Origin of the sequence: Streptomyces sp. NPDC018026 (genome assembly GCF_044327745.1) — a bacterium.
GTDB classification, from domain to species: domain Bacteria; phylum Actinomycetota; class Actinomycetes; order Streptomycetales; family Streptomycetaceae; genus Streptomyces; species Streptomyces rubrogriseus.
Genome location: NZ_JBIRFY010000015.1, coordinates 84,693 through 96,498, shown reverse-complemented (window position 1 = coordinate 96,498; position 11,806 = coordinate 84,693). Strand labels below are relative to the sequence as shown.

Annotated in this window: 9 protein-coding genes; all 9 read right to left on the bottom strand. The window is 71.2% G+C overall.

Annotated elements, in window-relative coordinates; genetic code table 11:
• Positions 1–152: 152 nt before the first annotated feature.
• The 9 genes from ftsQ to ACH4D3_RS33830 all read right to left on the bottom strand — a co-directional run bounded on the left by ftsQ (position 153) and on the right by ACH4D3_RS33830 (position 11,793).
• Entirely contained in the window at positions 153–947 is a 795-nt protein-coding gene (ftsQ, locus tag ACH4D3_RS33870) for a cell division protein FtsQ (protein ID WP_398330289.1), read from the bottom strand.
• Between the two features lie 26 nt (positions 948–973).
• Positions 974–2,068, bottom strand: coding sequence for an undecaprenyldiphospho-muramoylpentapeptide beta-N-acetylglucosaminyltransferase (gene murG / locus ACH4D3_RS33865; RefSeq protein ID WP_398330286.1), 1,095 nt, complete (start codon positions 2,066–2,068; stop codon positions 974–976).
• Positions 2,069–2,074: 6 nt separating this feature from the next.
• A complete protein-coding gene (gene ftsW / locus ACH4D3_RS33860) occupies positions 2,075–3,445 on the bottom strand; it encodes a putative lipid II flippase FtsW (protein WP_398330283.1) in 1,371 nt (456 codons plus the stop codon).
• Positions 3,446–3,522: 77 nt separating this feature from the next.
• Positions 3,523–4,938, bottom strand: coding sequence for a UDP-N-acetylmuramoyl-L-alanine--D-glutamate ligase (gene murD / locus ACH4D3_RS33855; RefSeq protein ID WP_398330280.1), 1,416 nt, complete (start codon positions 4,936–4,938; stop codon positions 3,523–3,525).
• An 8-nt stretch (positions 4,939–4,946) separates the two neighbouring features.
• Entirely contained in the window at positions 4,947–6,038 is a 1,092-nt protein-coding gene (gene mraY, locus ACH4D3_RS33850; RefSeq protein WP_398330602.1) for a phospho-N-acetylmuramoyl-pentapeptide-transferase, read from the bottom strand.
• Positions 6,038–7,453, bottom strand: a complete 1,416-nt coding sequence (murF, locus tag ACH4D3_RS33845; protein ID WP_398330277.1) for a UDP-N-acetylmuramoyl-tripeptide--D-alanyl-D-alanine ligase — start codon at positions 7,451–7,453, stop codon at positions 6,038–6,040. The genes mraY and murF overlap by 1 nt, the downstream gene beginning before the upstream one ends.
• A gap of 73 nt (positions 7,454–7,526) precedes the next feature.
• The gene (locus ACH4D3_RS33840) at positions 7,527–9,047 is read right to left on the bottom strand and encodes a UDP-N-acetylmuramoyl-L-alanyl-D-glutamate--2,6-diaminopimelate ligase (RefSeq protein WP_398330274.1); all 1,521 of its coding nucleotides are present in this window, start codon (positions 9,045–9,047) and stop codon (positions 7,527–7,529) included.
• Between the two features lie 221 nt (positions 9,048–9,268).
• On the bottom strand, positions 9,269–11,233 hold the full coding sequence (gene ftsI, locus ACH4D3_RS33835; protein ID WP_398330271.1) for a cell division protein FtsI: 1,965 nt from the start codon (positions 11,231–11,233) through the stop codon (positions 9,269–9,271).
• A complete protein-coding gene (locus ACH4D3_RS33830) occupies positions 11,230–11,793 on the bottom strand; it encodes a septum formation initiator family protein (RefSeq protein ID WP_398330268.1) in 564 nt (187 codons plus the stop codon). The genes ftsI and ACH4D3_RS33830 overlap by 4 nt, the downstream gene beginning before the upstream one ends.
• Between the last annotated feature and the right edge of the window lie 13 nt (positions 11,794–11,806).

Below are 11,806 nucleotides of genomic sequence, written 5' to 3'. Positions count from 1 at the left end.
GTGTGTCTGTTCCTTGGACTCTTCCGAACAGGACACTAAGTCGACAAGTGGCGCACGTTCAACGAACACGCCGAACCTCCCGTTTTTCTTTTCACCCTATGTGATCAGCCGTAGCGCTGCCCAACCAGGGTGCTGGCCTGCGCGTATACCCGTCAACTCCCGGATGACGCCGGGGCGGTGGCGACGCTCACGTCGAAGTGCCGCGCGTCGGGGGTCGCTTTCATGAGCGCGGTGAGTGCGCGGGCTTTCTGCACACCCTGCTCACCGCTCCCCCACGACACGGTCCGCCCGCCGCTCAACTCCAGCGAGATGTCGTCGTAGGAACGGACCTTGACGACCCGTGTGTCCCGGGCGACCCGGTCCGGGAGCCGGCCGGCCACCCGTACCGCCTCGCGCACCAGGCGGTCGTCGTCGAAGCGGCGCAGGCTCGCCGCGGCGGAGCCGGAACGGGCCGGTTCCAATTCCAGCGCGGGCACACCTTTCGGGGCCTTGGAAACCGTGGCGAAACGGACGCCTTCATCGTCCACTTCCACGAACTTTCGGCCCTTTTGTACAATCAGGACCGGAGTACGCTCCGTCACTTTCAGTCCGATTCCGTGCGGCCAGGAACGCTCCACGTCGACCTCGTCAATGCGGGGCAATTTCCGGCGCAGTCGGGCCTCGACCGCCTCCGTGTCGACCGAGACCAGCGGGTCCCCGACCGGCACGTCGGCGGCCTCGCGCACCTGCGCGGGCGTCAGGACGCTCGTTCCCGAGACCGACACCCGTTCCAGACGTGTCCAGTTCGAGCCGTAGAGCACCCAAAGGGTTCCGCCCGCGAGGAGCACGAGGGCGACGGCGAAGATGATGATCGTACGAACACGGGGCGGGCGGAACCGGCGTACCCGGGGCGGGCCGGACGACTCCTGCTGGCGTGCACCGCGCTCGGCGGTGGTCGGTCCGGCCACGCTACCCTGCCTTCCGTCAGACGTGTCTAGCGGCGCGCACGGGCGGCGATCGCCTCGTACACCATGCCGACGAGGAGGTCGTCGGCGTCCCGGCGGCCGAACTCGGCGGCGGCGCGGGACATCTCGTACAGCCGGTGCGGGTTGGCGAGCACGGGCAGGACGTTCTGCTGGAGCCACTCCGGCGTGAGTTCCGCGTCGTCGACCAGCAGTCCGCCGCCGGCCTTGACCACCGGCTGGGCGTTGAGCCGCTGTTCGCCGTTGCCGATGGGCAGCGGGACGTAGGCGGCCGGGAGCCCGACGGCGGAGAGTTCGGCGACGGTCATCGCGCCAGCGCGGCAGAGCATCATGTCGGCGGCGGCGTACGCGAGGTCCATCCGGTCCAGATAACTTACCGGGATGTACGGGGGCATTCCCGGCATCTGCTGGACCTGCGGCAGTTCGTTCTTGGGCCCGACCGCGTGCAGGATCTGGATGCCGGCCTGCTGGAGCCAGGGCGCGACCTGCTGGATGACCTCGTTGAGCCGGCGGGCGCCCTGCGAGCCGCCGGTGACCAGCAGCGTCGGCAGGTTGGGGTCGAGACCGAACATCGCGCGGGCCTCGGGACGGGCGGCGGCCCGGTCGAGGGTGGCGATGGAGCGGCGCAGCGGGATGCCGATGTAGCGGGAGTTGCGCAGCTTGCTGTCGGGAGTGGAGACGGCGACCTGGGCGGCGTAGCGCGAGCCGATCTTGTTGGCCAGGCCGGGGCGGGCGTTGGCCTCGTGCACGACGATCGGCACGCCGAGCCGCTTGGCCGCGAGGTAGGCGGGCAGCGCCACGTAACCGCCGAAACCGGCCACGGCGTCCGCCTTGGTGCGCTCCAGGATCTGCTCGGCGGCCTTGATGGTGCCGCGCAGCCGGCCCGGGACGGTGATCAGCTCGGGGGTGGGCTTGCGCGGCAGCGGCACGGCCGGGATCAGCGCCAGCTCGTAACCCCGCTCGGGCACCAGGCGGGTCTCCAGGCCGCGTTCCGTGCCCAGGGCCGTGATCCCCACGGTCGGATCCTGCCTGCGCAGGGCGTCCGCGAGGGCGAGCGCGGGCTCGATGTGGCCCGCGGTTCCTCCGCCGGCGAGTACGACATGCACCGAAATTCACCGCTCTCCGGACGAGCGCGCCTTCGAGGCACGCCGTCGCATCGTGTTCCAACTCCCAGGGCTCCGCTTGGCCGCGGGTCCCCTGGCCCCCCGCTTTCTACCAAAGCGAGGTTGCCGCAACGCAAGCGCCGCCCGCGCACCGGGTTCGTCACGCGCGAAGGCGATCAGCAGACCGATGGCGAACATGGTCGGCAACAGGGCGGAACCCCCGTAGGAGAACAGCGGGAGCGGCACACCGGCGATCGGCAGCAGCCCGAGGACCGCACCGATGTTGATCACGGCCTGGGCCGTGATCCAGGTGGTCACGCCTCCCGCGGCATACCTCACGAAGGGGTCCTCCGTGCGTCCGGCCACGCGGATACCCGCATAGCCTAGAGCCGCGAACAGGGCGAGCACCGACAGCGTCCCCGCCAGGCCCAGTTCCTCACCGGTGACGGCGAAGATGAAGTCGGTGTGCGCCTCGGGGAGTTGGCCCCATTTCTCCACACTGGCGCCGAGCCCGGAACCGAACAGTCCGCCGGAGGCCAGGGCGTAGATGCCGTGCACGGCCTGCCAGCAGGAGTCGCCGGGGCCCGGGTCGGTGGCACCGAGGCAGTTGAGCCGGGCCATCCGGTTCGCGCTGGTCTTGATGAGGACGAAGCCGAGCAGCAGGGCGATCGAGAGCACGCCCGCGAACAGCCGGGTGGGCGCGCCGGCCAGCCACAGCAGGCCGAACAGGATCGCGGTGAGGATGATCGCGGTGCCCATGTCGCCGCCGATCATGATCAGCCCGAGCAGCATGAACGCGGCGGGCACCAGCGGCACCAGCATGTGCTTCCACTGGGTCAGCAGCTTCTTGTCGTGCTTGCGGGCGAGCAGGTCCGCGCCCCACAGCACCAGCGCCAGCTTGCCGAACTCGCTGGGCTGGACCTGGAAGGAGCCGCCCAGCGCGATCCAGTTCTGGTTGCCGTTGACCGCGACTCCTATCCCCGGCACCTGGACCAGGATCATCAGGAAGACGGCACCGGCGAGGATCGGATAGGCCAGCGCCCGGTGCAGCTTGACCGGCATCTTCATCGCGGCGACCAGGAGACCGGCGCCGATGAGCGCCGCCAGGGCCTGCTTGCGGAAGAAGTACGAGCCGGGCAGCGACAGCTGGAGCGCGGTGATCTGGGAAGCCGAGTAGACCATCACCAGGCCGAGCACGGTGATCAGCAGACTGCCGCCGAAGATCAGGTAGTACGCGGTCAGCGGCCGGTCCCAGGCGCGGCGCAGCCGGTGGTAGAGACCGAGCACGCCGTTGTCCTGCGGCGGCCGGGGTGCGGCGGGCCGTTTGGCGGTCCGCTGCACGGGCGGACGTCCGGTGCGGCTCTGGGGACTACCGGGCATCGCAGCCTCCGCTGTACGTCGGCATGGACCGTCCCACGCGTCCTCCCGAGTTCACCCGGCGGCAGGAGGCGGCCGGGTCAGGCGCCGAGTTCGCGAACGGCCTGCGCGAACGCGTCACCGCGCTGGTTGTAGTTGGTGAACATGTCCATGGAGGCGCAGGCCGGGGCCAGCAGCACCGTGTCACCGGGCCGGGCGAGCCGCCGCGCCTCCTGGACGGCCTGGAGCATCGCACCAGTGTCGGTCCGGTCGAGGTCGACCACGGGTACTTCGGGCGCGTGTCGCGCCAGGGCTTCGCGGATCAGCGCGCGGTCGGCGCCGATCAGGACGGCGCCGCGCAGCCGCTTCGCCGCGCCCGCGACCAGCTCGTCGAAGGTCGCACCCTTGGCCAGCCCGCCGGCGATCCAGACGATCGACTCGTAGGACGCCAAGGAGGCCTCGGTGGCGTGGGTGTTGGTGGCCTTGGAGTCGTCCACGTAGGCCACCCCGTCCACGTCGGCGACGTGCGCGATGCGGTGGGCGTCCGGCGTGAAGGCGCGCAACCCGTCCCGCACGGCGGCGGCGGAGACGCCGAAGGCGCGGGCCAGGCCCGCGGCGGCAAGGGCGTTGGCGATGTTGTGCGGGGCCGGCGGGTTGACGTCGGAGACCTCGGCCAGTTCCTGGGCGTTCTTCTGCCGGTCCTCGACGAAGGCGCGGTCGACCAGCAGGCCCTCCACGACGCCGAGTTGGGAGGGGCCGGGGGTGCCGAGGGTGAAGCCGACCGCCCGGCAGCCCTCCTCCACGTCGGCGGCGCGGACCAGGTCCTCGGTGGCCTTGTCGGCGACGTTGTAGACGCAGGCGACCCGATTGCCCTCGTAGATACGGCCCTTGTCGGCGGCGTAGGCCTCCATGGAGCCGTGCCAGTCGAGGTGGTCCGGGGCGAGGTTGAGCACGGCGGCGGAGTCGGCGCGCAGCGAGGGCGCCCAGTGGAGCTGGTAGCTGGACAGCTCCACGGCGAGGACGTCGTACTCCTGCTCGCCGGTGACCGCGTCGAGGAGCGAGACGCCGATGTTGCCGACGGCGGCGGTGCGCAGACCGGCCGCCTTGAGGATCGACGCGAGCATCTGGACGGTGGTGGTCTTGCCGTTGGTGCCGGTGACGGCGAGCCAGGGCGCGGGCTTTTGGCCGTCCAGGCCGCGCAGCCGCCAGGCCAGTTCCACGTCGCCCCAGACCGGGACGCCGGCCTGTCCGGCAGCCGCGAACAGCGGCTTGGTGGGCTTCCAGCCCGGTGCGGTGACGATCAGCTCGGTGCCCTCGGGAAGTGTGTCCCCGTCCCCCAGGCGCACGGTGACGCCGAGCGGCTCCAGCTCCGCCGCCTGCGTCCGGGCCCGCTCGTCGTCGCCGTCGTTGACGACGGTGACGTGCGCGCCGAGCCCGTGCAGCACCTTGGCCGCCGGGACGCCGGAGACGCCGAGTCCGGCCACGGTGACGTGCTTGCCGCTGAATTCCGAAGGCACCGAGGAGGTCACTTGTCCGTTGCCCATCCCGCGTAGAAGAGGCCGAGTCCGACGATCACACAGATGCCCTGGATGATCCAGAAACGGACCACGACAAGGACTTCGGACCAGCCTTTGAGTTCGAAGTGGTGCTGGAGTGGCGCCATCCGGAAGACCCGCTTGCCGGTGAGGCGGAAGGAGCCGACCTGGATGACCACCGACATGGTGATCAGCACGAACAGGCCGCCGAGGATGGCCATCAGCAGTTCGGTGCGCGAGCAGATCGCCAGACCCGCGAGCACACCGCCGAGCGCGAGCGAACCGGTGTCGCCCATGAAGATCTTGGCCGGCGAGGTGTTCCACCACAGGAAGCCGAGGCAGGAACCCATCAGCGCGGACGCGACCACCGCGAGGTCGAGCGGGTCTCTCACCTCGTAGCAGGCGCCCGGGTTGGTCAGGGTCAGCGCGTTGGCGCAGGACTCCTGGAACTGCCACACGCCGATGAAGGTGTAGGCGCCGAAGACCAGGACGGAGGCGCCGGTGGCCAGGCCGTCCAGGCCGTCGGTCAGGTTCACGCCGTTCGACATCGCGAGGATCATGAACAGCGCCCAGACGACGAACAGCACCGGGCCGAGGGCCCAGCCGAAGTCGGTGATGAACGACAGCTTGTCCGAGGCCGGGGTGTTGCCCCGGTTGTCCGCGAACTGCAGCGAGAGCACGGCGAAGGCGATGCCGACGGTGAGCTGGCCGATCATCTTCGCCCGGGCCCGCAGGCCCAGCGATCGCCGCTTGACGATCTTGATGTAGTCGTCGAGGAAGCCGACCAGGCCCATGCCCACCATCAGGCCGAGCACCAGCAGACCGGAGAAGGTCGGCCCCGCGTCGATGTCGGGGTCCAGATAGCCGGTGATGCCCTTGGCGAGGAAGTACGCGGCGACCGTCGCCAGGATGAAGGCGATACCACCCATGGTCGGCGTACCGCGCTTGCTGGCGTGCTCGCGCGGTCCGTCGTCGCGGATGTACTGGCCGTAGCCCTTGCGGGCCAGAAGCTTGATCAGCAGCGGGGTGCCGACCAGCGTGAGGAAGAGGCCAATGACTCCTGCGAACAGGATCTGCTTCATCATCGGGCGGCAACCTCACCCTCGGCGCCGGTCTCGAGGAGCGCCGTGGCGACGCTCTCCAGACCCACCGAACGGGACGCCTTCACGAGCACGACGTCTCCTGGGCGCAACTCGCTGCGCAACAGGTCGACCGCCGCCTGTGCGTCGGACACGTGCACCGACTCCTCACCCCACGAACCCTCGTTATATGCGCCCAGTTGCAGCCATTGGGCTTCCCTGCCCCCGACCGCGACGAGCTTGCTGACGTTGAGCCGGACGGCGAGCCGTCCGACCGCGTCGTGCTCGGCGAGCGCCTCGTCCCCGAGCTCGGCCATCTTGCCGAGCACCGCCCACGTACGACGCCCCTTGCCGATCGCCACGAGGGCACGCAGTGCGGCCTTCATGGACTCGGGGTTCGCGTTGTAGGCGTCGTTGACGACCGTCACGCCGTCCGGGCGCTCGGTGACCTCCATCCGCCAGCGGGAGAGGGAGCCCGCCTCGGAGAGCGCGGTGGCGATCTCGTCTGCGGACATGCCCAACTCGTGGGCGACGGCGGCCGCGGCGAGCGCGTTCGACACGTGGTGCTCACCGTACAGGCGCATGGTCACATCGCTTGCACCGGAGGGTGTGTGAAGGCGGAAGGAAGGCTGTCCGGTGTCCGTGAGTCGCACGTTCTCGGCGGACACGTCCGCTTCGCCGGACTCTCCGAAAAGGATCACCTTCGCCTTCGTTCGGGAGGCCATGGCCCGTACGAGCGGGTCGTCCGCGTTGAGGACCGCGGTGCCGCCCTCCTCGGCCGGCGGCAGCGCCTCGACGAGTTCGCCCTTGGCCCGGGCGATCTGCTCCCGGCCGCCGAACTCTCCGATGTGCGCGGAGCCGACGTTGAGGACGAGGCCGATCCTCGGCGGCGTCAGCTCGCACAGGTACCGGATGTGGCCGATGCCGCGGGCGCCCATCTCCAGGACGAGGAACTTCGTGTCCTCGGTGGCGGTGAGCGCGGTGAGCGGCAGCCCGACCTCGTTGTTCATGGAGCCGGGCGTGAACACCGTGGGCGCCTTGCGGCGCAGGACCTGGGCGATCAGGTCCTTGGTGCTGGTCTTGCCGGCCGACCCGGTGAGGGCCACGAGGGTGGTGCCGAGGCGTCGTACGACGTGCCGGGCGAGGGCGCCGAGGGCGGCCTGGACGTCCTCGACGACGATCGCGGGCACGCCGACGGGCCGGGAGCCGAGGACGGCCACCGCTCCCGCTTCGACGACCTGCGCGGCGAAGTCGTGGCCGTCCACCCGTTCGCCGACGAAGGCGACGAAGAGGCTGCCGGGCCCGGCTTCCCGGGAGTCCCGGACGACCGGCCCGGTGACCTCGGCGGACGGGTCCGGTATGTCGTGCATCCGCCCGCCGACGACTTCTGCGATCTCGGCGAGTGAGAGGGTGATCACAAGTTCGTCCCCTGGATCAGGATCAGGATCGGCTGGATCGTTCGGGATCTCGTCCCTTGGATCGTTCGGGATTTCATCCCCGGGTCTTCTTGATGGCTTCGCGCAGCACCTGGCGGTCGTCGAAGGGACGGACGACCCCGGCGATGTCCTGGCCCTGCTCGTGGCCCTTGCCCGCCACCAGCACCGTGTCGCCGGGCTCGGCCCGGGCGACGGCGGCGGCGATCGCGGCGGCCCGGTCCTCGAAGACCTGCACCTCGCCGCGCTCGTGCGCGGGCACGGACGCCGCGCCCTGGAGCATGGTGGCGAGGATCGCGAGGGGGTCCTCGGAGCGGGGGTTGTCGGAGGTCAGTACGGCGGTGTCGGCGAACCGGGCCACGGCGGCGCCCATCGGCTCCCGCTTGGTGGTGTCCCGGTCGCCGCCGCAGCCGAGCACGGCGTGCAGCTTGCCCTCGGTGACCTTGCGCAGGGCCCGCAGGACCGACTCGACGGCGTCGGTCTTGTGGGCGTAGTCGACCACCGCGAAGTAGGGCTGGCCCTCGTCCACGCGCTCCAGGCGGCCCGGCACGCCCGGTACGGCGGCGACGCCGTCGGCGGCCTCCTGCGGGTCGAGCCCGGCGGCGGCCAGGGCGACGATCGCGGCGAGGGTGTTCGCCACGTTGAACGGTCCGGCCAGCGGCGACTTGGCGGCGATCCGCTCGCCCTTCGGCCCGAGCACGGTGAACGTCGAGTCCAGCGGGCCGACCTCGACCTCGTCGGCGCGCCAGTCGGCGTCCGGGTGGCCCTCGGCGGAGTAGGTGACGACCGGGACGGTGGCCTCGTTCGCGAGGCGGCGCCCGTACTCGTCGTCGACGTTGACCACGCCGAGCCTGCTGCGCTTCGGGGTGAAGAGCTGCGCCTTGGCCTGGAAGTAGTCCTCCATGCCGGAGTGGAACTCCATGTGCTCCGGGCTGAGGTTGGTGAAGACGGCGATGTCGAAGACGCAGGCGTCGACGCGGCCGAGCACCAGGGCGTGGCTGGAGACCTCCATGGCGACCGCCTCGGTGCCGCGCTCGCGCATCACCGCGAACAGCGCCTGGAGGTCGGTGGCCTCGGGCGTGGTGCGCTCGGACTTGATGCGCTCGTCGCCGATGCGCATCTCGACCGTGCCGATCAGCCCGGTGGACTTCGCGGTGCGCAGGCCGCCCTCGACGAGGTAGGCGGTGGTGGTCTTGCCGGAGGTGCCGGTGATGCCGATCTGGAGCAGGTCGCGGCCGGGGTGGCCGTAGATCGTGGCCGCCAGCTCGCCCATCCGCGCGCGGGGGTCGTCGACGACGAGCGCCGGCAGGCCGGTGGCGGCGACGCGCTCCGCGCCGGCCGGGTCGGTCAGCACTGCGGCGGCGCCGAGGCCCGCGGCCTGGGTGACGAAGTCGGCGCCGTGGGCGCGGGCTCCGGGCAGGGCGGCGTACAGGTCGCCGGGGCGGACGGCGCGCGAGTCGTGGGTGATGCCCGTGACCTCGGCGGAGCCGTCCGGCGCGGAGGTACCCAGCTGATCGGCGAGTTCCGCGAGGGGTGTGGCGGAGATCCGCACCGGCCGGGGCGGTCCCGGGTATGTCACGGGGTGGCCCTTCTGGGTGGTTTGGGACTGATCAGGGTGTGGCACGGCGGTGAGCGTACCGGCAGTACCCGCCTCCCGGCGAAGCGAGGGCTGGGGCGAGGCCTGGGGGGCGCTCTGGTTCCCGGGGTCGGGGGTGATCGTTGTCACGGGTGGTTCCTGGTGGCTCGGTACTGAAACGGCGCTGGCTCGGTACGGGCTCGGTGCGGGAGGGGCGGTACGGCTCAGGGTTTGAACGTGACCGGGAGCCTCGCGGGGGCGGCCCCGGTCGGCGGGACCTGAAGGGTCTTCAAGGCGAACTCCATGACCTGCTTGTAGATGGGGCCGCAGATCTGGCCGCCGAAGTAGCTGCCCTCGGTGGCGTTCTGGATGGCGCAGTAGACGGTGACGCGGGGCTTGTCGGCGGGGGCGAACCCGGCGAAGGACGAGGTGTAGCCGTGGTACTTGCCGGTGGCCGGATCCACCCGGTTGGCCGTGCCCGTCTTGCCCGCCACCCGGTAGCCGGCGATGCGGGCCTTGGTGCCGGTGCCCTCCTCGTCGTCGACGACGGACTCCAGCATCTGCGCGAGGGTCTTCGCGGTCTTCTCGCTGGTCACACGGGTCTTCTTGGGTTCCGGAGCCGGAGTGAAGCGTCCGTCGGCGCCCTTCGTGCCACGCACCAGCGTGGGTTCGATGCGGACGCCGCCGTTGGCGACGGTCGAGTAGATGGAGGCCGCCTGGAGCGCGTTCACGGAGACGCCCTGGCCGAAAGGGATCGTGTACTGCTGCGAGGTCGACCACTGGTCGGGCGGCGCGAGGATGCCCTTGGTCTCGCCGGGGAAGCCGAGCCCGCTGTAGCCGCCGAGGCCGAACTTGCGCAGGTAGGAGTAGAGCACCTTGTTGGCCTCGGCCTGGGTCTTGCCCAGCTCACCGGTGGCCATGATGGTGCCGATGTTGCTGGACTTGGCGAGCACGCCGTTGAGCGTGAGGTACCAGGTCGGGTGGTCGATGTCGTCCTTGAAGAGCCGGTCGCCGCGCTTGAGCCGGTTGGGGACGGTGATGTGGGTGCCGGGCGTGGCGACGTTCTCCTCCAGCACCGCCGCCATGGACAGCACCTTGGCGGTGGAACCCGGTTCGAAGGCGTCCTGGAGCGCGGCGTTGCCCAGCGCCGCGGGGTCGGCGTGGGCGAGGTCGCCCGGGTCGAAGCCGGGCGAGTTAGCCATGGCGAGGATCTCGCCGGTGGTGGTGTCCTGGACGATGACGTAGCCGCCGTCCGCCTTGGACTTCTCCACCTGCTCGCTGATGGCGTGCTGCGCCGCCCACTGGATGTCGCGGTCGATGGTCAGCTCGACGTCGCTGCCCGGCACGGCGGGCGTCTCGGTGGAACCGGCGGTGGGCACCTGGCGCCCGCCGGACTGCGCGTAGCGGATCTTGCCGTCCTCGCCGGCCAGCGTCTTGTCCAGCTTCCGCTCCAGGCCGCCGCCGCCCTTGCCGTCGGCGCCGACCCAGCCGAGGATGCCGGCGGCGAGGTCGCCGCCCGGGTACACCCGCTTGCTGCTGGGGTCGGCGAAGACGCCCGCGAGCACGTTGACCGTGGACTTGTCGGTCTCCGCCTTCGTGGTGAGCGCGGTCTTCAGGTCCTTGATCTGGTTCCAGACCTGGGGGGTCTGCCGGCGCGCCAGGCGGACGTAGCGCAGGTCCTTGTTCTTCGGGCGGAGCACCTTGGCCAGCCGCTCCTGGTCCTGGCCGAGGATCGGTGCGAGGAGCGCCGCCGCCTGCTCGGGTCCGTCGCCGACCTTCAACTGCTCGCGGGTGAACATCGTGGGGTCGGCGGTGATGTCGTAGGAGTCCACGGTGGTCGCGAGGGCGATCCCGTTGCGGTCGGTGATCCCGCCGCGTTCGGCGGGCAGGGTGTGCACGACGTAGCGGTTCTGCTCGGCCTTCGCCGAGTAGGTGCCGGCGTCGACGGCCTGCACCTGGAGGAGCCGTACGACGAACGCGGCCAGCACCAGGGTCAGTGCGAGGCCGATCATGCGCAGCCGGGGGCGCGGGCTGCCCAGCCGGAAGGCGCGGGGCGCCGGGCGGGGCGGTCCAGGCCTGCGGGCGGGCCGGGCGCCGGGCCCCGGGCGGCGCCCGCCGCCGGGGCGGACGGGCCTCGCGGGTCCGGGCACCCGGCGGCGCGGCGGTTCCCTGTCGGACACTTCCGTCACCTGCCGGGAGTCGGGGTCGGGGTGGGCGGCGCCGCGGTGGTGGGGGTGGCGGCTGCGTTGGACGGGGCCGCGGTGGTGGGCGTGGGGGCCGGGCCGGAGGGCTCTGTGTAGGGGGACGGCGTGACCGAGGACGCGCCGGCGGACGTCGAGGCCAGCGCCTCGGGGGCGAGGACAAGAGGGGTGGCCGCGGCGGGGGCGGGACTGGGCACGCCCTTGACGGTGCCGTCGGGGTCGAGGAAGGCGGGGTCGCCGCCGGGCACCATGCCCAGCTCGCGGGCGCGGCGCTGGAGGGCCCGGGGGGCGGAGTAGGCGTCGATGTCCCGCTGGAGCGCCTGCTCCTCGTCGGTGAGCTCCTTGGTCCGCTGCTTGAGGTCGTCCAGCTGGAAGGAGCCCTCGCTCAGGGCGGAGTTCAGCACGAGGAGCCCGATGAGGCCGCCGCCGAGGAGCACGACGACCAGGAGGACGAACGGCGCCCGGGCCGCCTGGCCCCGGGGGCCGCCGGTGGGCAGGAGCCGGGCCAGCCGGGCCGCCCTGCCCTTCAGTTCGGGTTTCCTGCTCACACGCCCTCCCCTG

Bases quoted from the DNA above. Each gene is read 5' to 3' on its own strand.
- ftsW (WP_398330283.1), bottom strand. From the start codon at position 3,445: ATGCCCGGTAGTCCCCAGAGCCGCACCGGACGTCCGCCCGTGCAGCGG.
- mraY (WP_398330602.1), bottom strand. From the start codon at position 6,038: ATGAAGCAGATCCTGTTCGCAGGAGTCATTGGCCTCTTCCTCACGCTG.